The organism is Thermococcus coalescens (assembly GCF_055392585.1).
This window is the reverse complement of record NZ_AP043764.1, coordinates 533572-557914: the sequence shown is the minus strand read 5'-3', so window position 1 is coordinate 557914 and position 24343 is coordinate 533572. Positions and strand designations below refer to the sequence as shown.

Genomic DNA, 24343 nt, shown 5'->3' with positions numbered 1-24343 from the left:
TTCCATAGCCATTCAGCAGAGCCTTTTAGAATCGAATTTTCGAGAATGGCGGGCCCGGCGGGATTCGAACCCGCGACCTCCGGCTTAGAAGGCCGGCGCCCTATCCTGCTAGGCTACGGGCCCTCGGGCTAATGGTCTTGGGGGAGTTTTATAAAAGTTGTGGTGGGGACAGGCTCACGGGTAGAGCCTGCTCGGCGTCCTCGGGAAGAGGGTGGCCCAGCGGACGTGGTCGAGCTTGAGAACCCAGGCAACGAGCCTCTCCAGCCCGAGGCCGAAGCCGCTGTGCGGAACCGAGCCGTACTTCCTCAGGTCGAGGTACCACTCGTAGTCTCTGGGATCCATGCCCTCATCGAGAATCCTCTGCACGAGCTTGTTGTAGTCGTCCTCACGCTGTGAGCCACCTATCACCTCGCCGTACCCCTCCGGCGCCAGCATGTCTGCCGCGAGGACTTTCCTCGGATCCTCCGGGTCCTCCTTCATGTAGAATGCCTTGATGTGCTTCGGATAGCCGTAGACGAAGAACGGGGCCTCGAACTCCTGGGTGAGGATTCTCTCCTCGTCGGCGCCCATATCCTCTCCCCACTCTATCTGAACGCCCTTGCTCTGGAGGATGTCTATCGCCTCGTCGTAGCTTATCCTCGGGAAGGGCGGAACGGTGTTCTTGAGGGTTGTGAAGTCCTTCCTGAAGGTCTCGATATCGCTCTTCCTGAGCTCAAGCGTCCTCTGCACCATGTAGCTCACCAGCTCCTCCTCGACCTTCATGATGTCCCAGAGGTTCATCCAGGCAGCCTCAAGCTCAAGGTGCCAGAACTCGGTGAGGTGCCTCCTCGTCCTGCTCTTCTCGGCTCTGAAGCTCGGTGTGAGCGACCAGACCTTTTCAAGACCAAATATTGCCGCCTCAAGGTAGAGCTGTGCCGACTGGCTGAGGTACGCGGTCTTGTCAAAATACTTGAGCTTGAAGAGGGTCGCACCGCCCTCAACAGCGCCGGTGACCAGTATCGGCGGGAAGACCTCGTACCAGCCGTCCTGGAGGAGCCACTCTCTAGCCGCTTGCATCATGGTTGCCTTAACCTTCATTATGCCCGCAACCTTCGGCGAGTGGAGGTGCAGGTGTCTCACGTCGAGCAGGAACTCGTCGCTGGCGTCCTTGGTTATCGGGAAGAAGTCAACGTTCTGGACGATCTGGATCCTGTCCGCCTGGATCTCAACCCCCGTGGGGGCGCGGGGATCGGCCTTAACGGTGCCTTCAACTATCACGCTGGACTCTATTCCGGCTTTCTTTGCCTCGGCGTAGGCTTCCTCGCTCAGTTCCTTCTTGAATATCGTCTGAACTATTCCGCTTGAGTCACGGAGGACTATGAACACCTTCTTTCCAACTTCTCTCTTCCTGTAAACCCATCCGGCGAGTTTAACGCGCTTACCTTCCATATCGGGCCGAACGTCGGCGCAATAAATCTTATCAATCATCGTTACCACCTCCAGAGGCTTTGAAGGGGACTTTATAACGGTAGCGATTGGGGACTAGCCAGAAAAGCGTCAATTTATCCAGAGCGGAAACGCCCCAATCCTGTGCTCGACCACTATCATCAACGGCATAGATGCAGGTTTGAAAACCCTAATTTAAATCCTTTGTTGCATTGGTTGTCATCTCATCATACTTTTGGAGGTTTTGGCTAAAATATGACAACATACCGTGTTGGGCAGCATCGAAGGTGTTGGGGGTGGTCCAATTCTTGGATGGATTTTATCCAAACTGGAGAAACTTTCAATAATGGAGTATACATCGGCATAATAATTACATTTTGATAAGTTGAAAAGGGCTATTAGTTCACAAATAGTAACACTTATATAGCATTACACCCAACGTATATTGGTTAGAATTAGAGAGTCTTTAATTATTGTGGGGTTGTGGTGGGGGGATGTTCAAATGTTTATCGATCCCTTTGTAATACGTTCCATCAATCGCAGCGAGTTAAGGAAGAGGATACTCTTCTATCTCGATGAAATATATCCCACCCCCACCTACCTCTCTGAAATTGCGAGGGTGGTTAAATCAGACCCCTCAAATGTGAAGGGTGCTCTTATAGGCCTTGGTAACCGGTACAACGGCCACAGCTCCCTCGTGAGCCTCGGCCTTGTCGAGGTCGTCACCGAGAAGGGCTTCAAGTACTACAGGCTCACAGAATACGGGAAGCAGGTCGTCAAGCTCCTGAAGTCCTACCACTCCTACTATTCAAGGTACACTTGAGGTGACTGTGATGAAGGCACTGGTCAAAATCCTCGACAAGAACCTTGAAGCGATGATGGACATATCCCTTGGACACCTTTTCAAGCTCGGGCTGAAGCACGATATCTTCCGCAGGCTCGCGAACGGGGCGACTCGAGCAGAGCTGTTGGCCGCGATTCCAGTTTCTAACAAGGAGTACCTCGGTAAGCTCATCGACACGTACATCGCCCTTGGCATCGTCGAAGAGTCCGAGGGCGTGCTGAGGGTTCCGGGCTTTTCGTACGAGTTCAACCTAAGCGCCGAAGACGCCGGAAGGCTGCTCTCTGACTGGATCCAGATACTCGAGGAGATATACAAGATGGCGGACTATGCCTTCATATCCGCGGAGCACCCGAAGATACTCATGGACTTTGACAAGGGTGCCGACTTCTGGGACATGCGCCTGCTGATGGATCTCAACAGGACGTACCGGCAGCTCCTCGTGGAGGTTCTTGGTCTTGAAGACGGGACGAGGGTTCTTGACCTCGGCTGTGGCTCTGTTTCCCCAGTAGAGCTGGGGGAGGCAGTGGGACCCAACGGGAAGTACGTTGGAGTTGATTTCTCCCCCGGGCTTCTGAGCATTGCACAGACCCGCGTCAGAAACGCCCGTATGGACTGGGTGCTCCTGAGGGAAATGGACATAAGAAAATTCGTGGTCAAGAATACCTACGATGCCGTTGTGATGAGCTTCGTCCTTGAGTATCTGGAAAACCAGGGTGCGGCGGTTAAAAGGGCCATTGGCACCTTAAGCCCCGGGGGAAGGCTCGCTATAGTTGAACCGTTCCGGGACAACTACCCCCTGATAGCGGCCATGGAGTTCTTTGAGAGCCTCACGAGAGAATTTGTCCGCTTCCCGAGCTCAACCGAGATTATTCACGCTGTTGAGGAGAGTCCCTACGACGTAAAGGTCGACACCCTAGGAAAATCTGTCCTGCTGGTTACGCGCCTGATGTAACGTTCTGTCTTCACACCCTCCAAGAGTATGTTGTGGAATATCCCAATCCGTATTTATTTTTTGTAGTAGTATCAACCTACATATGTAGGTACACCAGTTTCTACATAATTACCAACAAAAAATCGATTTATATCCAAAGAACACTAGGATATATTGCAAAATCCCTAATGGAGGTGCCAGGAGATGAGGTTGCTGAAGAAGAAGAGGGGTGCCATCGGTATCGGCACCCTGATAGTGTTCATAGCCATGGTTCTAGTGGCCGCAGTGGCTGCCGCGGTTCTCATCAACACCAGCGGCTACCTCCAGCAGAGGGCTGAGGCCACGGGCAGGCAGACCACCCAGGAGGTTTCAACGGGCATAAAGATCGACGCGGTGACCGGCTACGCTCCGAGCGCGAACAACATGACCCTGATGACGATCCAGGTCTCCCTTAACGCTGGAAGCACTCCGATTGACCTCAACCAGACCAAGATATACCTCGACAACGGTGAAAAGCAGGTCGTTCTCTCCTACGGAAACGCCAAGGCCACAATAAGCGGCGACATGTTTGACACAACATCGGCCGCTTGGAACAGCACCAAGGTTGACGGAACCCACTTTGGAATCCTCATCGTCCAGGATGCCGACAGTTCCCTCAACGGAGCCATCCCGACCCTCACCACCGGCGACATTGCCCTGCTCACCATCAACCTCGCCGCCGTCTTCGGCGGTGTTGAGCCGAGGACCCCGATAACCATCAGGGTCGTTCCGGAGTTCGGTGCTCCGGGCTACACCAAGGTCATCACCCCGACCGCCTACGGTCTCAGCACCACCGACAAGATTGTCGACCTCAAGTGAAGCCCCTGCCACTTTCCTTTTTCCATAGATCTCCTCGCGGGTGGTTGGAATGTCGTTTTCGTACCTGAAAAACAAGTTCAAGAAGAAAAAGGAGGGGGAGGATAGGCCTGAGGACAACAGGGAGATAATCAAGCTCGATGAGCTGGAGCAGGAGGCCGCGGAGGAGGCCCCCCAGAGGACGAAGGAAGAGGAGGAGCTTCTGACCCAGGTGATGACCAGGGTAAACGAGATTGAGAACGACATCCCGAGGATAAAGGTGAGTATTGATACCCTCAAGACCCAGATTAATGAGCTCCGCGAGGAGATAGACCGTCTGGATAAGGTGATAAAGGACGTTATGGTCCTCTACGAGATAGTCTCGCAGCAGATCAACCCGTTTAAGGATGTTGATTCCGCTAATCCGTTACTCAGCGAGATTCAGGAGCTGAGTGAGGAGATTGAGAGGCTGAAGGCTGAGATTGCTCAAATAAAGTCCGACCTGAGGCTCCTTGTAATCGACGGAATGGATCTCGATGACCTGATATACGAAGCCATGTCGGAGGGAGGGGTATGATTACCGAAACCGAGATTGAGGAGAGGCTTAAGCGCCTCAGGGGAAAGGTTCCGAACTTTCTGATCGACGACCTCAAAGACCGGCTCATGAAGAAGAGGGACATACTGACCCCGGAGCAGGTTGACAGAATAGTTGACAGGGTACTCCGCACCTACGCGGGCCAGATTGAGAAGCTCTCCAGGCTCGACAGCCGTGTGGATGAGATAGGCAGGTACCTTGAGGAGATACGCAATCACCTGATGAACCTTTCCCAGGCCGCTCAGGCTAACCAGTCCATGTGGGGTGAGGCACAGCACCAGCCAGTGGGAGGGGCCCAGGCTGTGGAGTTCGGTGAAATCATGGGGGCCGGGAGTGCTGGCAGTTTCAGTGAGGGGTCCCTCGCCAGTGAATCATCTTCGGTTGAAGAGACGCAATCCCCAGAGCCTCCTTCCCAAAACCCGACGGAGGTAGAGCCTATGGAGAAGGAGTTTGAGCTTACCAAGGGATTTGAAATACCATCCGAGCTTAAGGATGTCCTCGTCAGCCCACCGCGCACCAGGGCAAGGCTCGAACACATCCCCAACGACATGGTCTCAACGATGATGGCACTGAAGTGGCTGGGCTTCCTCATCGACAGGGTTGGAATGCAGAATCTCGAAGAGGTGCTTGAGTTCTACTACCAGATCGGCTGGATCTCGGAGGACGTGCTGAACACCCTGCTCAGGTATGCGGAGGGCATAAGGCCCCACCACAGGGAACCGGACTGGAGGCCGGACGAGAAGCTCACGATACAGGACCATCTGGTTTCGCTGCTCTTCATCGAAAGGCTCAGGGGTGTCAGGATAACCCGGGAGGTGCTGGACGCGATAGAGAGGGAGATGAGGGTAATCGGAAGGGTGCTGGAAGACGTGTACGGCGTTTAGGGGATCTCCATGGGAGTCAGTGTACCAGCGGCCTTTGCAGTGCTGCTCATAGCGATGCTGGTTTCCTTTGGAATGCTCTACGTCTCCAGTGAGAACGCATACTCGATGGTTCATGAGGCGGCCGAGGACTACAACCAGATGGTGCTCAGGACAAAGACCTCCGAGCTCGAACTCACGGGGTACAACTACACGGTTGGAGTGGGGTTCTACGACATCACCTTCAACATCACAAACCAGGGGAGCACCCTGTCGCCGGCAAGGTGGACTTACATCTTCGATGGCGTCGTAACAACGACCTCTGTCGTGGCCCCGAGCAGGGAATATCTCCTCCCCGGAGAGTGGACGACCGTAACGGTTCAGAACCTCCAGATCGACCCCACGATAACGTATTCCCTCGTGGTAAGCACAGAGGTGGGGTGCGGCCTGAAGATAAAATGGAAGTGGGTCGGAAACACGACCAACGGATCCCCGCAGGTGGTTAGCAGTGCCTGGTACTGCCCTGTGGAGGGGTAATGATGGCGAGTTCAGTGGTCTCAGAGCTTGTGCTGTTCATCGTGTCACTGCTTGTAGCGGGCATGGTGGCCGGGGGTTTGTACGTGGTTACTCAGGATATTTCGAGCGGGATTCTCGTGAAGGGTCAGGACGTGGCGACCAGCCTGCGAACTAATTTTGAAATAATTAACGACCCCGAGAACATACCCGTTTCTGGTTCCTCGTACATCTTCTACGTCCGCAACGTCGGTAAGGACTCCCTCCCTTTTGACCCCAGCTCCGTCATCGTGATGATCGATGGTGCGATAATTCCTCCAGCTAACCTGACTTTTGACCCAACCGGGGTGCTCGCACCCTACGATGTCGGTAAAATCTACGTCCCGAGCGCGTTCATCTCATCACCAGGTTATCACAAGATCACCGTCGTCATAGAGACCGGAAAGAGAAAATCCCTGGTGTTCGAGGTGGGGTGATGACCATGGGGAGCCTCCTTAAAATCCAGATACCCAACGATGAGCTCCACAGGCGCCTTGGCGGGGGAATCCCTGCGGGCAGCATAGTCCTGATAGAGGGTGATAGGGGGACGGGTAAGTCCATATTCTCCCAGAGGCTCCTCTACGGCCTTTTAAAGAACGACCATACTGCGACCTACGTCTCCAGCCAGTACACCACCCCGGAATTCATAAACCAGATGGAGTCCCTCGGTTACAGCATAATCCAGGAGCTGATAAAAAGACGTCTCACCTTTGTCTCCCTCTACCCCCTGCTTGTTGGTGTCTCCGACAGGAGAAAGTTTCTCTCAAGGTTCGTCGGCGAGCCAAGGCTGTGGAAGAGCAATGTCATGATAATCGACTCACTCTCGGCACTCCTCCCGCAGGAGCTGGACACGGATGAAATACGGGCGTTCTCACTGCACCTCAAGAGGCTGAGTTCCCTTGGCAAGGTCATAATAATGACCGTAAACCCAGCCGATATAGACCCGGAGTTCCTGAAAATCCTGGAGGAGGCGTCGAGCCTTCTCATAAGGCTCAGCGTGAAGGTCTTTGGAGGAGACCTGAAGAACTCGGCTACCATAGTGAAGTACAACAACGCGATGGGGATCTTTCAGAAGATAATACCCTTCAGGGTTGAGCCAAGGGTTGGGTTCATAGTTGAGATCGCCGCGGTGGTGTGACATGCCCGTCGGGAAGAACGTCAGTGACAGCATCGAGGCTGCAATGGCGCGGAATCCCCACCTGGGGGCCTACATAGACAGGTTCGTCAAAAAGACCGGCAAGTTCCCCGAGTTCTATCCCCAGCTCAGCAGGGACATGAAGGACATAAAGTACCCAAACATAATCTACCCTGTCGGAGATCCTATATTCATCCACATCTACGGCGACATAAACACCGAGAGGAAGTACATCGTTATTGAGCCCAGGATAACCAGCCCGGAGGAGGAGAGGAAGTACGACGTCCTTAAGGACAAAATACTGGAGCTTGCGCCGGAGAAGAGAATCCCCGAGGACAGCGAAGAGTTCGAGCGCTTTCTGGATGACCTCATAGACGAGGCACTCGGTAAGATTGGCGGAGGACTGTTCAGCCGTAGGAGGGTCTCGTTCACAGCGGAGGAGGTCGCGAAGTTCCGCTACCTCCTGAAGAGGGACATCGTTGGCATTGGCCCCCTCGAACCGCTCATGCGCGATCCCTACATTGAGGATATCCACATAATAGGCGCCAACTACGTCTCGCTCATCCACAAGATCTTCGATGCGATGGAGACCAACATAACCTTCGGCGACAACCTCCGCCTGGCCGACTACTTCAAGAACCTCAGCGAAAGGATGGGAAGGCCTGTCAGCGACAAGAACCCTATCGTTGACGGAACCCTGCCTGACGGTTCGCGTATCAACATAATCTACTCTCCGGACGTCAGCATCCAGGGTCCGAGCGCGACGATCCGTAAGTTCTCGGCGACACCCCTCAGCGTCGTCCAGCTCGTGAAATGGAACACCTTCTCGGCCGAGGTCGCTGCATACCTCTGGCTGGCCCTCGAATACGGTATGAGCATCTTCGTCTGCGGTGAGACCGCGAGCGGAAAAACGACGACGCTCAACTCGATTATTCCTTTCATCAAACCGGACGCCAAGATATACACCGCAGAGGACACACCGGAGGTTGTGGTGCCCCACAAGAACTGGCAGAGGCTCACGACCCGTGAGAGGGGCCCGGAGGAGAGCAGGGTCACGCTGTTTGACCTCCTCAAAGCGGCCCTGCGTTCGAGGCCGAACTACATCGTCGTCGGCGAGATCCGTGGAGCGGAGGGTGCCATAGCCTTCCAGGCGATGCAGACGGGGCACCCGGTCATGGCAACGTTTCACGCCGGCGACATCAGGAAGATGATACAGCGCTTCACGGGTTCTCCCATAAACATTCCTGTCACTTTTATCGACAACCTCAACATAGCCCTCTTCCAGCAGGCCGTTTACGTGCGCGGCAGGTTCCTGAGGAGGGTTCTCAGCGTTGTCGAGATAGAGGGCTACTATGAGGAGCTCGGCGGCGTCGCGACGAGGAACGTTTTTGAGTGGGACTCGGTGACTGACAGGCACATCTTCCGTGGGATGAACAACTCGTACATCCTGGAGAGGAAGATAGCCGAGGTCGCCGGCTACGAAGACCCCAAGGAGATATACAACGAGCTCTTCCTGAGGGCGCGGATAATCAAGAGGATGGCGGAGCTTGGGATAACCGACTACCATGCCGTGCACCGCGAAATCAAGGCGTTCTACGAAAAGGGAATCGAGGGATTGAGTTTCAGGCTGTGAGGTGGTGAAATGGCCGGAGAGAAGGCCGGAGTGCTGGCACAGTCCGGCATCACGATGCATGAATACTTCAGGAAGGTGCTCCTGCCCAGCCTAGTCGGTGCCATGGCGCTCTTCGCCGCGGTCTCGGTGCTCGGGAGGTTCATTTCCCTGTCGAGTGCAATAACCTTTGCCCTCTACGCGATTCCGCTCCTGCCCCTAATCTACGCCGTCGGATACCCATACGCCAAGATCAGCAACAGGAGGGTGCAGATAAACTCCAAGATCCCCTACTTTGCCACGTACTTCGCGGTTCTCTCGACGAGCGACGTCAGCAGGAGCGAGCTGGTCTGGAACCTGGCCACGGAAAAGATACTCGAACCAATAGCCAGCGACATGAAGAAGGTGTACTACCTCATAGCCAAGCTCCACAGGGGAATGCCGGAGGCCCTGAGGTTCCTGGCCAGGAGGACGCCCAGCAAGGTCTTCGCGGACTTTCTGGACAGGCTCGCATATTCCCTCGACAGCGGTGTCGAGCTCAGGGACTACCTTCTCCAGGAGCAGAAGACCGTTATGGACGACTACGAGACCTTCTACGAGGGAACCCTTTACGATCTGGACGTCTTTAAGGAGGTGTACTCCTCCCTAATAATCTCGGTCGTCTTCATGGTGACGTTCATAATTATAGGCCCGATACTGACCGGACAGGACATCGTCAGCCTGAGCGCCTTCATGTTCGTGCTCGTCCTTGCCACCGAGATCGGGATAATGCTCATCATAAAGTACAAGATGCCGGAGGACAGGATATGGGCCGACTACGCCATGACCTCCGAGAGGAAGGCCAGGTTCCTCAAGGCAGCATTGGTATCCTTCGCAGGGAGTATCGTCGCGGCCCTCGTTGTCCTTCTCGTTATACGGCCGAGATTCAACGTTTCCCCCCTCATCCAGGTGGCCATAATACTCTCTCCGTTCATGTACCTTGGCAAAATTTTGGAAAAGGAGGAGAAGGCCATTCTGGTAAAGGATGAGAACTTCCCGGCATTCATGAGGAGCCTCAGCTCGTCGCTGGCCGCGAGCGGCGCTGCGCTCCCCCTCGTGCTCAAATACCTCAGCTCCCACGACTTCGGAGTTCTCACAAGCGACATACGAAACCTCTACCGCAGGGTGTCCATGAGGATAGACAACAGCAAGTCCTGGCGCTACTTCACCATAGACACCGGGAGCTGGCTGATAGGCATTTTTTCCGAGATATTCAACAAGAGCATAAAGCTCGGTGCCGAGCCGGACTACGTTGGAATGGTCATCTCAAGGAACTTTGAGCGCCTGATAAGGCTCAGGAGAAAGCGTGCACAGACAGTTGCCAGCTTCAGGGGGGTTATATATGGAATAACCGGTGCCTTTGCCTTCTCCGTTGCGGCGGCCTTTCAGGTCGCGGTTTACATGAATCAGCTCTTTTCAAACCTGACCATCCAGGGGGACTTCCTCCAGAACATAATCTTCGTCCCCTCCAAGAGCGGTCTTGAGATAACGAACTACATTCTGATGGTGATACTGATAGTCCACTGCCTCCTCTCAGCGCTCTCGATAAAGTTCGCGGACGGGGGGCATCTCGGGATTACGATTTACTACTTCGTCGTCCTTGTATGGCTGGCAGCGCTTGGTGAGTACATAGGAACTGCGGTGATGGGCAAGATGATGACCTTTTCCTCCCTCTCGGGGGTTTTGATAGGCACCCTGGGGGTGATGCCATGAAGAAATTGCCTGTTCTCCTCCTGGCCCTCATCCTGCTGCCCGCGGCTGCGGCCAGTTCGTCAATAAGCGGCTGGCTGGCTTTTCCGTTAAAGGTGGGGCCGGAGGGAGGGGCGATTTCCGTTGAGGACATATCGCTCCAGGACGGTTCGGTGCTGGCGTATCCCAGCGGCGTGGGAATGAGGGTTATTCCAATCGGCGGCCGCATCCTGTGGGATGGCTACTCGTTCTCCCTTTACGACGTCATATACACATCCGAGGCCGCGTACCTGAACACAACCTACGAGTTTCCGTACCTCCTGGAGGGCGAGAGGCTCATCGCGGGTGAATACGAGCTGCTCCTGAAGTCCGTGAGCGAGAAGGGAGGCGTTTTGCAGATAACCCGCGGGAACACTTCAAAGGAAATTAACTGTCCATCCGGAAAGGAGGTCTCCTTTGACAACCTCCGGGTATCGCTGATCCCGATGCCCCTTCTTTTCGACGGCTATCTGAGGAGGGGTCAGAACGTATCGGTCGGCGAGTGGAGCGTCGTGTTCTACAACTACACGGTTTCCCCCCAGGACGGCCAGCTGACGGAGATAGTTGACGTCCGCGTCAACGGCAGACAGTACCTGGCCGAACCGGGTGATACGATAGACACCGGCAGTTTGGTCATAAGCGTTGGCGAGCTGGTGGGCTCTGAGTACCTCAGAGCTTCCATAAGGCTGAAGGGAGCCTACGTCCGTGTTAAGGTTCTGCCCTCCTTTGATGGCTGGCTCAGGGAGGGGAAAACGGAAAAACTGGGGCCCTATCTCCTGAGGATAGACAAAGTGTTCAACGGCAGTGCCTACGTCTCGATAATGAATCCCTGCGGCAGGGTCATCAGGTCGGGCTTTATCTCCGTGGGCAGCTTCTCGTCGGGGCTCTACTACGGCGGCCTTCTCCTGGGGGCGACCGCCTCCAGAAATCGTAAGGGTGCTATGGAAGTCCACGTGGTCGCGTTCATAGACGAGGCCAGGCTGCCAAAGGTAAGCGACGTGGCGCTCCTAAACGTTTCGTTCATCGCCCCGAACAGCGCCGTGCAGTTTACCCCATTCGACGCCGAGGTAGTCATAAAGAACGAGGGACCGAGCGACCTCAGGTACGTTGAGCTGAACCTCGACCTCCCGGACGGGTTCCGCATCTTAAACGATTACCCGAGGTATCTGGAGGAGATTCCAAAGGGCAAGACGGTTGAAATTCCCCTCAGAATACTCCCCGAGAAAGCGGGGAATCTGACCCTCGGCAGTGTGGTGGTTGTCGGCCACGCTCCCTACGCTCTATCCTGCTACGGCGTGGAGCGGATAAGCTTCAGCTCAGAGAAACGGGAGATAAAGGTCTTCCCCGCCGAGATCGGCTACCGCATCGCTGTATCAGCATCGAACGGTACCGTCGGCTCAAGGATTCCCGTGAACGTGACCGTGGTGAACACAGGAAACACCGGACTTTATTTCACCCTTACTGTGGCCTTCCCCAGCGGTTTTGGCTTCATAGCGGAGAACTTCACAGCCTACGGGAAATGGCTGACAAAGACTGACACCCTCGCCCCAAACGAAAGCCGGATGTACTCCATCACCGCAATCCCGCTGGCCCCAGGGCAGTATGAAATCAGCGCCGGGGTTGAGAGTCACGGGAAGGTGTTCTACAGCTCCACCACGATAACCGTGGCGGGGACCTCTCCAGCGCCGGCTCCCGAAAACGCCTCCGCGGCGAAAAACACCAGCTCAGGCTGTGAGCCCAAGGTGGTCACGGAGATAATAAAGGTCCCCGTACCCAGCAACGAGAGCAACGCAACTGCCACCGCATCGGAGGGAGTCCCGCTGAAAGAAAAGCTCATCTACATCGGGGGTTCCTTTGTGGGAGGAATCGTGTTCATCCTGCTCCTCGCGTGGATAGCGGCCAGAATGGAGGAGAGGTAAACCCAAAGCTTTAACTTGCTCCGCTCCCAACTCCCTTCGGTGAGAGCATGAAGGCACTTATCGGAACCGTCGTGGACTGGGAGGGCGTCAGGGAGGACTCTGCGGTTGTAGTAGAGGGGCCCAGGATCAGGGACGTTGTACCGGTCGGGAGGCTCGGTGAATACGATGTTGACGAGGTCTATGGGGGGAGGGGATACCTGATCCTGCCGGGATTCGTCAACACCCACACCCACGTGGCCATGGCGAAGTTCAGGGGGCTCGGGGAGGACGTCCCTATCGAGCGGTGGCTCAACGACGTCATCTGGCCGGCGGAGCTTGAGTGGACGCGCGAAGAGATTCGTCGCTGGGCACTGCTGGGCATGGCCGAGGCACTTTCAAACGGCTCCACGGTCATAAACGACCACTACTTCTTCGCGGACGAGATAGCCAAAGCCGCCGGGGAACTCGGCATTAGGGCATTCATCGGCCATACCGTCATGGACGAGGTGGAGTTTCCAATTGCCGAGCCAGAGGAGGGCTTCCGCTTTTACAAGCGCTGGGAAAAGAGGGCCCAACTCGTGACCCCTACCCTCGCCCCCCATGCCACGAACACGGTCTCGATTGAACTGATGGGCGAGATTGGCGAATTTGCCCGCGAGAGGGACGCGCTCATTCACGTCCACCTCTCCCAGAGCAGGGGGGAAGTGCTGGAGGTCAAACGGCGCTACGGCCTGTCCCCCGTCGAATATCTCCAGAAGGCAGGTGTTCTCGGGGACGGCCTCATCGGAGTGCACGGGATTTACCTTGACGGTTCCGAGGTTCTCCTCTACTCGAAGAGCGGGGCAACGCTCGTCCACTGCTCCCTCAGCATGGCAAAGCTTGAGGGGAGGATGGCCCCGGTAATAGAACTCCTCGAAAACGGAGCCAACATAGCCCTTGGCAACGATTCGCCCAACCCCGTTGGACTGATGGACATGTTCACGGAGATGCGCTTTGCTGGGGTTCTCAACAAGGTCTGGAGAAAGAGAACCGACGTCGCCTCGGCGCGGGAGGTATTCCGCTGGGCGACCCTCGGCGGCGCAAAGGCCCTCCGGCTGAAGGCCGGCCTCATAAAGCCGGGCTACCTGGCGGACGTCATTCTGCTCAACGCCAGGAAGCCCCATTTCCTGCCGGGTGAGAACCCGTACTCCCACATCGTCTACTCCGCGAGGGGAAGCGACGTCGAGCTGGTCATGGTGAACGGAGAACCTGTCTATAAAAACGGAACACTGCTGAAGCTGGGAAAAACGCTGGAGGGGCTGTGGGAGGAGGTCAGGCTTTCCTTACTATGAGCTTGACACCATCGACGTCGACGACTTCGACGGTCTCGCCTATTTTCAGCTTTTCATCCTTCTCGCTGAGGGCTATCCACCTGTCTCCCTCAAGCTCCACTATGTAGTGCTCCTTTCCAACTTCCACGACCTTTCCGCGCTTGCCCTTCAGTTCGAAGGTGTACTTGCCCTTTCCTGCATCCTGGACGTCCCTCTTTATGTACCTGCCGACGAGCGTGTAAGTCACCACCGCGAAGATGAGCGCCGCGACGAAGCTCTCGTTGAAACTGACCCCGAAGCCAAGCAGGATACCCATAACGGCCATGGCAACTCCGATGGGGGTTACGAATGCTGTCACCATCATGTCGAGGGCTATCACCAGCAGTCCAAGAACCAAAAGGGAAAGGGGGAGTATGTCCATCTCCACCACCGGTGTAAGTCACTCCATCAGGTTCTTAAGCTTTTTCAGCTCGTCCTCGGAGAGGTTGGCCGGTGTGCTCTCCTTTCCCCGGTTGTCGTCTTTGGGGGGACTCGGAAGCGGCGTTTCCTTGACCTTTTGGAGTATCCTGAGCAGGCCGATCAGGGCTTCCGTGTCGTACGGGACTATGAGGTTGCCGTACTTGGCAAGTTCGGGCATCTTCTCGATGTACTGGAGCGTGAGGTACTTCTCGTCGGCGAGCCTGAGCGCCTCAAGAACCTTCCTTATTGCCTCGGCCTGACCCTCGGCGACGAGTATCTGCCTCTGCTTCTCACCCTCTGCCTTGAGTATAGCGGCTTGCTTCTGTCCCTCGGCCTCTTTGATGGCGCTCTCCTTCTTACCCTCAGCTAGGAGTATCATTGCCCTCTTCTCCCTCTCGGCGGTCATCTGCTTGGCCATCGCCTCCTGAATGTCCTTCGGCGGGTCTATCCTCTGTATCTCGACGCGGGTTATCTTGACACCCCAACGGTCGGTTATCTTGTCGAGCTCTTCCCTCAAGCGGGCGTTGATTATATCTCTGCCCGAGAGCGTCTCATCGAGCTCCATCTCACCTATTATGGCACGCAGGTTTGTCTGGGCGAGCTTGATGATGGCCATCAGGAAGTTGCTGACGTTGTATGCGGCCTTGACGGGATCCATTATCTGGTAGTAGACGACTGCATCGACGGTTACGACGACGTTGTCCTTACAAATGACCTCCTGGGGTGGCACGTCTATAACGTGTTCGCGCATGTCGATGACCCTAACGCGCTCCATGAATGGTATTATAAAGTGTATTCCTGGCTCCAGGATCCTGTTGAACTTTCCGAGCCTTTCCACGAGTCCCTTCTGGTACGGCCGTATCACCTTGACGCTCAGCAGGAGCATTATCAAAAGAAACACTCCAAGTATCACCAGCGCAGCGACCCCAAAGCTCATTACCATCGCCTCCAGTGATTAATCGACAGATTTTTAATGTAATCATTTAAAAACTTTTAGTTGGGGTGCCGTCAATCGCCTTTATAAACCCTCAACCGTTTTCCACCTCAGGTGAGAGAGATGGGAAGACCGGTCTTCCTGGGTAAGGCTTATGTTCACTGGTGTGAGGAGTGCAACGTCCCGCTCGTAGGGGAGCGCTGTGCGGTTCACGGTGATGAAGGAACGTTCAAGCTCCACATAACACCGCCGGGCGACCTGAGGTTCGCCTTTGAGAAGGATATTGAGTTCATACGTTCAATCTTTAAGGAGCACTACGGCGTCGATGTGGGCGAGCTCTTCGACGGCAAAATCGTCCTCCTCAACAAGACCCCCGGCGAGGACGACACCTACGAGATAATCCTCGACGGCTACGTCTTCGGCTGGATCCGCTTTGACCCGCTTGAACTGAAGTGGAAGCCCGGGTTGAAGGTCGAGGGAGCGATGGCCCTCTGGAAGCAATTCGGAAAGGTTATGAAAAAGTGGATAACCGTCGATAACGGTGCCATCGAGCCGATTCTGAGCGGTTCCAACCTCCTCCCGGTCGGAATAGTCGAGGCGGAGCCGAGCATAAGGCGGGGCGACGACGTTATCCTCGTCTCAGAGGAAGGCGAGGTCATAGCGACCGGCATAGCGAAGAAGGACTACGGGGGGCTGGTTAACAGGGAGCGCGGCACCGGCGTCAAGGTGAGGAGGCAGAGGAGGATGAACTACCGCGAGGGCAGGAAGGCCACGATGGAGGACGTTCTCAGGGCCAACAGCATCGAGCTGGAGAAGAAGGTAGCCGAAGCGAGGCACTTCATGAGGAAGGTCGCCGCTAAGTACTCCGACCTGCCGATAGCGGTGGCCTTCTCCGGCGGAAAGGACAGCCTGGCGGTTCTCGGCCTGGCTTTGGAGGAATTTGGTGAGGGCTTTACCGTCTTCTTCAACAACACCGGCATAGAGTTCCCGGAAACGCTAGAATACGTCGAGGAGCTGAGGAAAGAGCTCGAACCAAAGGGGATAAAGTTCATCGTTGCCGACGCAGGAGATGCGTTCTGGCGCGCCCTTCACGTCTTCTCGCCACCCGGAAGGGACTACCGCTGGTGCTGTAAGGTCACGAAGCTCGGCCCCATAACGATGGCGATAAAGGAGAACTACCCTCAGGGAGTTCTTATGTTCGTCGGCCAGAGGAAATACGAGAGCATAAAGCGCTTCAAACAGCCAAGGGTTTGGAGGAACCCCTGGGTGCCGAACGAGACAGGGGCGTCGCCCATATTCCACTGGCGCGCCCTGGAGGTCTGGCTCTACATATTCTCGCGCGGGCTCAGGTACAACCCGCTCTACGAGGACAGGCTGGACAGGATAGGCTGCTTCCTCTGTCCGAGCGCTTCACTGGCGGAAATCTACACCCTGAAGGAGGAGAAGCCCGAGCTGTGGGCCAAGTGGGAGAGCGAGCTTGAAAGGTGGAAGAAGCGCTTCGACATGCCCGATGAGTGGATAAGCTACGGCTTCTGGCGCTGGAAGAAGCTTAGCAAGGGTGAAAAAGCGATAGCCAGGGAGCTGGGCGTCGAGGTTCCAGAGGAGCGCTCATGGGAGCCTGTGAAGTACTCAATCCACGAGGAGGAAGACGGCACCTTCACGGTTCGCTTCAACACCCGGGTTAATCTCAACAGAATCCGAGAAGTTGCCCCGATACTCGGAGAGGTCGAGGAGGGCGAAAACTACATAAGAGCCGGCGACGTTCTCTTTAAGGAAGACGGTGCCTACACTGAAGACTTCAACGAGGGAGTGCAGGCCTACTACCTCGTCAAAAGGGCTTACGAGTGCGTCGGCTGCGGCGTCTGCGTTGGCAAGTGCCCGGAGGGAGCTTTAAGCATCGACCCGAGGAGCAAGAAGATAGTCGTGAACTACGAACTCTGCACCCACTGTCGGGAGTGTATGGACGTATGCCCGCTCTTAAAAATCAAGAACCCGGAGGAAGGAAGCCAGCTCTAATCGGGTTAGTCATTTTCCTCCTCCTGTCCCTCTTCCTCCTTCAGGGGACGGGTGCTCAGGATTACGACTACGAGATAAACGCCTACGCGGTCTATTTTGATGTGGCAAACCCGGAGAACGTCGAGGAGACCGTTGAGATAGACATAACCTCCCACACGAACCTCAGCCAGTACGTAATCTACACGGACTACCCGGTCGAGAGTCCGAGGGCCGTGCTGGAGCTCCCTGACGGTGCCGAGCCGATAAACGTCACCGTTCGCGAGGTGCTCGGTGGAACGAACGCGATATACATGAACTTTCCCCTGCTCAAGCCCGGTGAGAGCGCCAAGATAAGGTTGACTTTCACGACGAGGGGGATGATAACAGAGAGCGACGGGAAGCAGCAGTTCACCTACTATGTGAAGTTCAGCCAGCCGGTCGGCCTCTTCCACGTCCAGCTTGTAGTGCCCAAGGGCTATGCCGTCCTGTCGCCCATAATCCCATCGCCGGACAAGGTAGAAAGCTCCATCAGCAGGCTGCTCCTCGAGTGGACGCGCCAGAATGTGCGGGCTGGAGAGGAGTTCTACTTCATCGTCGGTTTCTCCGGCGAGATTATTCCGCCCAAACAGCAATCTCCTCTCATATACGTCGGCCTCTTCCTGGCAGGGCTAATCGTCGGTGGGGGCGGCGTTTATGGCTACATCCTCTACCGCGAGAGGAAGCGCAGTGAAGAGAAGGCCCACCTGAGAACCGACGAGGAGAAGGTGCTGGCCATTCTAAAAGAGGGTCCGGTTCTTCAGAGCGAACTCGCCGAAAAGCTGGGTGTTTCCAAGGCTAAGGTGAGCATAATCCTCCGCGAGATGGAGCGGAAGGGCTTGATAACCCGCACCAAGGAAGGGAGAACCTACAGGGTTTTCCTGAGAGAGTGACTTCTTCCACAGATGAAGGATTTGACCTACCTACTGTTGGAGTCCTGTTTCATGACTGTTCAATGACAGTTTTGAAAGGACACCTTGCAGAATCTTCCTCCAAATGAATGACACGCGAAACTCCTAATCTCATCAGGTTAATAGGTGGCTTTGTATCTGTTTTTCCCTCTGGCGCTGGCTTTTGAGAAACCATTTTTTACTATTAACTTTAGTATATATATGACGATGTCTAAAATTTATACATTAGAACCTATAAAACGAAAAATTTAAATATTTGGACTACAAACTAAGTTTGACCATCCTTTGGAGGGGGGCGAATGCGGAGCTATTTAGTGTGGTTTGTTGCCCTTTTGGTTCTCGGAGCAACTCTCCAGGGAGCAAGTGCTACAACTGTTTACAAAGACCAGCTCGGTGTCCAGAGGTACAGCGTACTTGTGAATGGAAAGCCTGTCTCTGTGACGGTGAAGAATGGTATTGTTACGATTCCAGATACTCCCGGAATGGATAGAAAGGCAGTTTTTGAAGCTGTGAATAGGTATTTCTCTTCACAGGGGCAGTCTTTGCTTTCGGTTAAGGATGTTTCAGTAACTCCCACTGGAAGCTTTACAGGTTCTGATGATGATTACAGGTACAAGAAGTCATTTACATTGCCCTCAGGCGATGTTTATATATCATCATACACATCAATAACAGCATCGTGGATTACCCAATCATTCGTTGATGTCAGCGGATATTCTGCCGGTAGCAGTTGGCTGGAGCCATATGACTACTGGTGGTCAGTTAGCTACAAGTCCAAGTCCATAACTCTCGCAATCAGCATTAAGTTCGTGGGAATAGACGTGTCAATTAGTGTTCCTCCAGGATTTTCGATTGGCGGAAATTCTGACACGACATCAGTAACCGTAAGTGACACATACACAGACTATCTTGGTTACAGATACTCAGGAGTTCAAGGGCTTTCTACTTTTGGTATCACCCGGGTTGAGGGGCACACCCATAGTAGTTTTCTATTCTATGATACCCAAACAGGAGACGGGATACAGTCTAACGCATACGTGTTCAAACCTGGTGGAGTGTGAAATAGGTGAAAAGAGGATTTACAATTGCGACGTTGGTACTTTCTACTCTTTTAATCTTTTCAATTGTATGGTGGGCTAGTACTAACAGCTATGATGCTGTAGAAATAGCTGAGATAAATACCAAGTCCTCACATAACGAATCTTTGAAGTGTTTGCCTAGAGAGTTGAATATAACTCAATTTCTGGGGCAAAGGTGGATAAACTATACCGAAAAACGTCTTTATTTGGCAAGAAGATCAGATGGGGGTTTTACTGAGATTGTTGATACGATAACTCCTAATATTATATCAACTTACTACTTCCTGAGTACTCTTTCACTTATTAACGAATCCCCATCTAATTTAAATCAGACAAAAGCTTGGTTAGTATCTATAGAGGAGGAGATACTTAACAGAACTATAAAAGAAGGAACTGCATCATCTTTTGCACGTCTTCATTATTGGGTACTGAGCATGAAAATGGTAAATCTAGCCCCAAGCGACTCAGATAGGATAATCTCATTTGTTCTCTCGATAAAATCTGACAATGGTACTTTCTTTTATGGCGGAGAGGATGTTACGTATTTAGCCGTTAAAGTACTTTATTATCTTGGGTATAATATGACTCTATTGCACAGCACTGCTAATTATTATATTCATGAGTTAGACAGGCTATCTTTGCAACGAGATGATTATAACAATTTACAGTATTTGTTGGAAGTTAATATTCGCTTAAAGGCTCTCTCAATGCTTGGTATTCCTTATGCGAATCTAACCAGTTATCGCCGGATAGTAACTTATGTTAGGAGTTCATATGAGTCCATTAAAATGGAGATATCACGTAGTCCACCGATTTTTTACGTTTCAGAAGGCATTGAATTCTTAGCTAGAGAGGGGTTGCTTACCAGCGATCTTTCATCGATTGCTTATGAATACACTCTTGCTCAAAAGTTGCCAGATGGCGGCTACCACATCTGGAACATGAATTACGGGGAACCCCAGGGAACGTATCATGCAGTTAGAATAATAGTTTTGACTGGACACACTCCTGACAATGATACCCTGCAGTTTATTCATTCTTGGGAAAGCCCACTAGGAGGTTTTGCTCTTCCGTTCTATGCGCAGGGGGATCCATACGCGACGTACATGGCTGTATATGTCATGAACTTCTTAGGTATTGACTCCGACAAAAATCGTGTTAAACACTTTTTGGAACATGTACTCTATGATAGGTCGCCTTACTCCCCCGATGATCCATCTCCCCTCTATGTGATTTACAGGACATACGATTTGTTGGGAATCCAACCTAGCGAGAAAGACAAGAAGTATGTTAAAAGTGAAGTTGAACGGATGTTCAGATTATATCTTGAAAATCGCAAAAATTCATTACTCTCTGACCCTGGATGGATTTATCTTATAAGACTTGGAAAAGAAGTTGGTGTTGTCATCGGGGAACAAACTAGGGTGGCACTAATCAAAGAAATTTTGAAAATGAGGAATCCGGATGGGAGTTTTGGTAATACCACAAACGTAACTTTTACTACATTCCAAAATACTGTCCAAGCAGTTATCCTACTTCATGAACTTGAGTACGAGTATGACGATGACGCAACATTGCAGTACATTTTAGAGTTTCACCATGATGGTGGTTGGGGCGCTCCAGATTTATATAACACACTTCTTGCTGTTCAAGCACTTGTGTACTTAAAACACTGTCCACAAGATATTGAAGGGTTGTTGGAATTTATAGACTCACTTAAGTATCCCTATGGAGGATTCCGCCTTTATTCTCGTGATATTTCCTACGGTGGTCTACAAGAGACATACTTTGCCTTTAGAATTTTAGAGTTGCTGGGTGCAACGTGACTTTTTATTTCTCTTTACACAGGATCAACCTTTTCGATATACACCACATTTATAAACGCCTCCCCTTTTCTCCCATCTGGTGAGAGATATGGAAGAGTGGTTTGTCTGTCCAGAGTGCGGTAGCGATGACGTTGAGGTCATCAAGGAGAGGGGGAGGGAGCTGACGCTCAAGTGCAACGAGTGCGGCAACGTCTGGATCGTGACCCTTCCAAAGCTCGTCAAGGTTCCCCTAATCGTCAGCAAACACGAGAGGAGCTTCAGAACCTTCGTTGAGTTGCCGGAGGGCGAGGAGATAAAGGTGGGCGACATCGTGGAAACCGAGGACGACGAGGTTAGAATTACCGGGATAGAGCTCGAAGGCGATAAACGGGTGAATAAGGCCAAGATAGGCGAGATCAAAACGCTCTGGGGCGAGAGCCTCACCTATCCAAAGGTCATCAAGGTCTCCATCTACCTGCCAAAGGGCGTTACCCAGGCATTCAAGGTTAAGGTTCCGAGGAACGAGGAGTTCGTCGTCGGCGAGGTTCTTGAGGTTGGGGGCTACACCTTCAGGGTCGAGAAGATAAAGACCGAGAGGAAGATGCTCCACCACGGAAAGGCCAAGGCCGATGAGATAGTCGCCCTCATGGGGCACAGCATCCCCCGCGCGAGGGCAAGAAGGAGTCTGGAGATATACAGGGGCTACGGCAGAGACTCCGCGTGAAAGGCTCCCTCGTGATGAGTTTTTCTTTTCCTTCCTGACCCTCAGGGGAATGAGGAGCTTGGCCGCTGCTGATATCGAAATCCTTTTAAAGCCTCCCCCGGAACTCAGCACGCAAAACTCGATGAACGATGAGGTTTCGGAGGGATGAAGGATGGCGAAGCCAAGCTACGTCAAGTTTGAGGTTCCGGCCGAGCTTGCTGAGAAGGCCCTTGAGGCCGTTGAGCTCGCTCGCGACACCGGAAGGATAAGGAAGGGCACCAACGAGACGACCAAGGCCGTTGAGAGGGGCCAGGCCAAGCTCGTTATCATCGCTGAGGATGTTGATCCGGAGGAGATAGTTGCCCACCTCCCGCCGCTGTGCGAGGAGAAGGAGATTCCGTACATCTACGTCCCGAGCAAGAAGGAGCTCGGCGCCGCCGCTGGTATTGAGGTTCCCTCTGCCAGCGTTGCCATCATTGAGCCCGGCAAGGGCCGCGAGCTCGTTGAGGACATTGCCATGAAGGTCAGGGAGCTCATGAAGTGAGCTCCTTTTCCTTCCTTCACCGTAAGGAAAGGTTTAAGTTCATCCGTGCGAGGGATTTTTAGGTTAAGGGGTGTGAGAAATGAGCGACGAAGGATACCCGGCTGAGGTTATTGAGATCGTTGCCAGAACCGGCGTCACCGGTGGCGTTACTCAGGTCAAGGTTCGCGTCCTTGAGGGCCGCGACAAGGGCAGGGTCATTAGGAGGAACATCAAGGGCCCGGTTCGCGTCGGCGATATCGTCATCCTCAGGGAGACCGAGCGTGAGGCCAGGGAAATCAGGGCTAGGAGGTAATCGAGATGGCCAGGTGGAACGTCTGCTCCTACTGCGGGAAGGAGTTCGAGCCGGGAACGGGCAAGATGTACGTAAGGAACGACGGCAGAGTCCTGTTCTTCTGCTCCAGCAAGTGCGAGAAGTACTACTTCATGGGCAGGAACCCGAGGAAGCTCAAGTGGACCAAGGCCTTCCAGGAGGCCAGACTCCAGAGGGCCAAGAGGAGGAAGTGATTTCTTTCTTTTCCTTCCGTTTCTGACTTCGACGTTTCTTGTAGGTTGGTGCATTTTCCAAAAACCCTTTTAACCCCAGTGCCAACTAACTTCGGTGTTGCCAATGGCCGAGAGGAATATAGAAAGGACACTCGTCATACTAAAGCCCGACGCCGTCGTCCGCGGGCTGATGGGCGAAATAATCTCCCGCTTTGAGAAGAGGGGGCTTAAAATCGTCGGGATGAAGATGATATGGATCACCCGCGAGCTGGCCGAGAGGCACTACGAGGAGCACAAAGGTAAGCCCTTCTTCGAGCCGCTTATAGACTACATCACCAAGGCTCCGAGCGTCGTCATGGTTGTTGAAGGGCGCTACGCCATAAGCGTCGTCAGGAAGATGTGCGGCGCCACCGACCCGAAGGACGCCGAGCCCGGGAGCATACGCGGCGACTACGGCCTCGACATCGGGGACTCAATATACAACATAATCCACGCCAGCGACAGCCCGGAGAGCGCCGAGAGGGAGATAAACCTCTACTTCAAGCCCGAGGAGCTCTTCGAGTACTGCAAGGCAGCCGACTGGTTCTACCACACCCACGCAAAGGGAAGGAAGGAGTACCTCGACAGCATGAACTGCCTTGAGCGCTAAACCTTCTTCATTCTCTTCTCCACGTTTGCGAGCGCCATAAACTCATCCTTCCCTTTGCGCCTCTTCGCGAGTTCCGTAACCCTCTCCAAAGTTCTCTGGAGCGTTTCCTTGCCGAGCTCTCCCGCCACGAACCTGTCCGTAGCCGTGCGTACCTGAATTATGTACGCCAAGTCAACACCCCACGAGAGAAGCGTCAGAAAGGCGGCACCCGCCAGCTTGAGGGTCCAATCACCGATGTCCGCGACTACCATCCCGGATATGAAGAACACAAGGAGACCAAGGATTAGCTGCCTCACGGCTATTCCTCTGCTCTCGACGTAGGCGGCCTCAAGCACCATCACCTTCGTCTCATCAGGTTCAAACTCTAGGAGCCTTTCGCCGATGAAGAGCCGTCTTCCCGTCAGCAAGGCCGTGAAGCAGTCCTTTATGCCGTACACCTCCTCCACATCAACGCCGTACTTCTTCAGGAAGCCCCGGATCCAGCCAAGGTCGAGCCTTTCGGCGTTTGTCATGTTCCTTATGTACCCCTCACGGTTTTTGAGGAGCCAGACGCCTATTACAAGGTAAAGAAGGGCGTAGACACCGAGGAGCCCGGGATACAGACCCACAGAGACGAGCGAAACGAAGAGGGACATCTTCCCTACGTTGTTTTCCCATGAAGCAGCCCGGTGAAGGGTCAGGCCGGCGTTCCTAACGAGCAGGTAGGCGATGAGGTAGTTGAGGTATACGGCGAACAGCAGAGCCAGGCCGATTTCTCTCCCGGAAGCGGTCTCGTCCGCCATCATCTCCCCGCGGAGGGGATTGATGGTCGCAAAGTAGAACATCCAGACGATGGTCAGCATAAGGGATGTAAACATGCCGTAAACCGAGGCCCTGTATCTGTCCCTCTTCCAGACCAGCAGGGATACCCCGAATCCAATGACCGCTGAAATCACCGTAACTGCAAACCCGACCAGCATTTCCCACACCCTCAGGGAATTACCAC

At 53.7% G+C, this 24343-nt stretch carries 25 protein-coding genes and 1 tRNA gene; 21 read left to right on the top strand and 5 right to left on the bottom strand.

Annotation, left to right across the window (positions count from 1 at the left end):
- Positions 1-46: 46 nt before the first annotated feature.
- Both ACZ5M3_RS03185 and asnS read right to left on the bottom strand, forming a co-directional pair.
- Positions 47-123: transfer RNA gene (locus ACZ5M3_RS03185), tRNA-Arg, on the bottom strand.
- A 51-nt stretch (positions 124-174) separates the two neighbouring features.
- A complete protein-coding gene (asnS, locus tag ACZ5M3_RS03180; protein WP_464840241.1) occupies positions 175-1467 on the bottom strand; it encodes an asparagine--tRNA ligase in 1293 nt (430 codons plus the stop codon).
- A 460-nt stretch (positions 1468-1927) separates the two neighbouring features.
- On the opposite strand from asnS, the gene ACZ5M3_RS03175 reads away from it, so the two are divergent.
- The 12 genes from ACZ5M3_RS03175 to ACZ5M3_RS03120 all read left to right on the top strand — a co-directional run bounded on the left by ACZ5M3_RS03175 (position 1928) and on the right by ACZ5M3_RS03120 (position 13781).
- Positions 1928-2248, top strand: a complete 321-nt coding sequence (locus ACZ5M3_RS03175) for a helix-turn-helix domain-containing protein (RefSeq protein WP_088180656.1) — start codon at positions 1928-1930, stop codon at positions 2246-2248.
- A 10-nt stretch (positions 2249-2258) separates the two neighbouring features.
- On the top strand, positions 2259-3221 hold the full coding sequence (locus ACZ5M3_RS03170; RefSeq protein ID WP_464840240.1) for a class I SAM-dependent methyltransferase: 963 nt from the start codon (positions 2259-2261) through the stop codon (positions 3219-3221).
- Between the two features lie 183 nt (positions 3222-3404).
- On the top strand, positions 3405-4058 hold the full coding sequence (locus ACZ5M3_RS03165; RefSeq protein ID WP_464840239.1) for a flagellin: 654 nt from the start codon (positions 3405-3407) through the stop codon (positions 4056-4058).
- 49 nt (positions 4059-4107) lie between these two features.
- A complete protein-coding gene (locus tag ACZ5M3_RS03160) occupies positions 4108-4611 on the top strand; it encodes a flagella accessory protein C (RefSeq protein WP_464840238.1) in 504 nt (167 codons plus the stop codon).
- Positions 4608-5513: a FlaD/FlaE family flagellar protein gene (locus ACZ5M3_RS03155; RefSeq protein ID WP_464840237.1), complete on the top strand. Its 906-nt coding sequence runs from the start codon at positions 4608-4610 to the stop codon at positions 5511-5513. Before ACZ5M3_RS03160 ends, ACZ5M3_RS03155 begins: the two co-directional genes overlap by 4 nt.
- Before the next feature lie 9 nt (positions 5514-5522).
- Positions 5523-6026: a hypothetical protein gene (locus ACZ5M3_RS03150; RefSeq protein WP_464840236.1), complete on the top strand. Its 504-nt coding sequence runs from the start codon at positions 5523-5525 to the stop codon at positions 6024-6026.
- 2 nt (positions 6027-6028) lie between these two features.
- Positions 6029-6478 (top strand): archaellum stator protein ArlG, encoded by a 450-nt coding sequence (gene arlG / locus ACZ5M3_RS03145; protein ID WP_464840235.1) that lies wholly within the window; start codon positions 6029-6031, stop codon positions 6476-6478.
- Positions 6479-6483: 5 nt separating this feature from the next.
- The gene (gene arlH / locus ACZ5M3_RS03140) at positions 6484-7179 is read left to right on the top strand and encodes an archaellum protein ArlH (RefSeq protein WP_464841071.1); all 696 of its coding nucleotides are present in this window, start codon (positions 6484-6486) and stop codon (positions 7177-7179) included.
- A gap of 1 nt (position 7180) precedes the next feature.
- Positions 7181-8809: a type II/IV secretion system ATPase subunit gene (locus ACZ5M3_RS03135; RefSeq protein ID WP_464840234.1), complete on the top strand. Its 1629-nt coding sequence runs from the start codon at positions 7181-7183 to the stop codon at positions 8807-8809.
- Positions 8810-8818: 9 nt separating this feature from the next.
- Positions 8819-10537 carry an archaellar assembly protein FlaJ gene (gene flaJ / locus ACZ5M3_RS03130; protein ID WP_464840233.1) on the top strand — a complete coding sequence of 573 codons (1719 nt, stop codon included), beginning with the start codon at positions 8819-8821 and terminating at the stop codon, positions 10535-10537.
- Complete coding sequence (locus tag ACZ5M3_RS03125) at positions 10534-12471, top strand: COG1361 family protein (RefSeq protein WP_464840232.1); 1938 nt, start codon at positions 10534-10536, stop codon at positions 12469-12471. The genes flaJ and ACZ5M3_RS03125 overlap by 4 nt, the downstream gene beginning before the upstream one ends.
- Before the next feature lie 47 nt (positions 12472-12518).
- Complete coding sequence (locus tag ACZ5M3_RS03120; protein WP_464840231.1) at positions 12519-13781, top strand: amidohydrolase; 1263 nt, start codon at positions 12519-12521, stop codon at positions 13779-13781.
- Here ACZ5M3_RS03120 and ACZ5M3_RS03115 read toward each other — a convergent pair.
- Both ACZ5M3_RS03115 and ACZ5M3_RS03110 read right to left on the bottom strand, forming a co-directional pair.
- Positions 13762-14181, bottom strand: coding sequence for an NfeD family protein (locus ACZ5M3_RS03115; RefSeq protein ID WP_464841070.1), 420 nt, complete (start codon positions 14179-14181; stop codon positions 13762-13764). The genes ACZ5M3_RS03120 and ACZ5M3_RS03115 overlap by 20 nt on opposite strands.
- An 18-nt stretch (positions 14182-14199) precedes the next feature.
- Positions 14200-15156 (bottom strand): SPFH domain-containing protein, encoded by a 957-nt coding sequence (locus ACZ5M3_RS03110; RefSeq protein ID WP_464841069.1) that lies wholly within the window; start codon positions 15154-15156, stop codon positions 14200-14202.
- A gap of 120 nt (positions 15157-15276) precedes the next feature.
- Between ACZ5M3_RS03110 and ACZ5M3_RS03105 the strand changes: the two genes are divergently transcribed.
- The 9 genes from ACZ5M3_RS03105 to ndk all read left to right on the top strand — a co-directional run bounded on the left by ACZ5M3_RS03105 (position 15277) and on the right by ndk (position 23358).
- Positions 15277-17169, top strand: a complete 1893-nt coding sequence (locus ACZ5M3_RS03105; RefSeq protein ID WP_464841067.1) for a phosphoadenosine phosphosulfate reductase domain-containing protein — start codon at positions 15277-15279, stop codon at positions 17167-17169.
- Complete coding sequence (locus ACZ5M3_RS03100) at positions 17121-18077, top strand: helix-turn-helix transcriptional regulator (protein WP_464840230.1); 957 nt, start codon at positions 17121-17123, stop codon at positions 18075-18077. Before ACZ5M3_RS03105 ends, ACZ5M3_RS03100 begins: the two co-directional genes overlap by 49 nt.
- A gap of 317 nt (positions 18078-18394) precedes the next feature.
- Positions 18395-19156 carry a hypothetical protein gene (locus ACZ5M3_RS03095; RefSeq protein ID WP_464840229.1) on the top strand — a complete coding sequence of 254 codons (762 nt, stop codon included), beginning with the start codon at positions 18395-18397 and terminating at the stop codon, positions 19154-19156.
- A 5-nt stretch (positions 19157-19161) separates the two neighbouring features.
- Positions 19162-21000 (top strand): prenyltransferase/squalene oxidase repeat-containing protein, encoded by a 1839-nt coding sequence (locus ACZ5M3_RS03090; protein ID WP_464840228.1) that lies wholly within the window; start codon positions 19162-19164, stop codon positions 20998-21000.
- A gap of 88 nt (positions 21001-21088) precedes the next feature.
- Entirely contained in the window at positions 21089-21703 is a 615-nt protein-coding gene (locus tag ACZ5M3_RS03085) for an HVO_0476 family zinc finger protein (protein ID WP_464841066.1), read from the top strand.
- Between the two features lie 151 nt (positions 21704-21854).
- Positions 21855-22226, top strand: coding sequence for a 50S ribosomal protein L7Ae (gene rpl7ae / locus ACZ5M3_RS03080; RefSeq protein WP_297093349.1), 372 nt, complete (start codon positions 21855-21857; stop codon positions 22224-22226).
- Positions 22227-22305: 79 nt separating this feature from the next.
- Entirely contained in the window at positions 22306-22518 is a 213-nt protein-coding gene (locus tag ACZ5M3_RS03075; protein ID WP_055429497.1) for a 30S ribosomal protein S28e, read from the top strand.
- A gap of 5 nt (positions 22519-22523) precedes the next feature.
- The gene (locus tag ACZ5M3_RS03070) at positions 22524-22730 is read left to right on the top strand and encodes a 50S ribosomal protein L24e (protein ID WP_055429496.1); all 207 of its coding nucleotides are present in this window, start codon (positions 22524-22526) and stop codon (positions 22728-22730) included.
- 103 nt (positions 22731-22833) lie between these two features.
- Positions 22834-23358 (top strand): nucleoside-diphosphate kinase, encoded by a 525-nt coding sequence (gene ndk, locus ACZ5M3_RS03065; protein ID WP_464841065.1) that lies wholly within the window; start codon positions 22834-22836, stop codon positions 23356-23358.
- On the opposite strand, the gene ACZ5M3_RS03060 is transcribed toward ndk, so the two are convergent.
- On the bottom strand, positions 23355-24326 hold the full coding sequence (locus ACZ5M3_RS03060; RefSeq protein WP_464840227.1) for a hypothetical protein: 972 nt from the start codon (positions 24324-24326) through the stop codon (positions 23355-23357). The two genes, ndk and ACZ5M3_RS03060, sit on opposite strands and share 4 nt — an antisense overlap.
- Between the last annotated feature and the right edge of the window lie 17 nt (positions 24327-24343).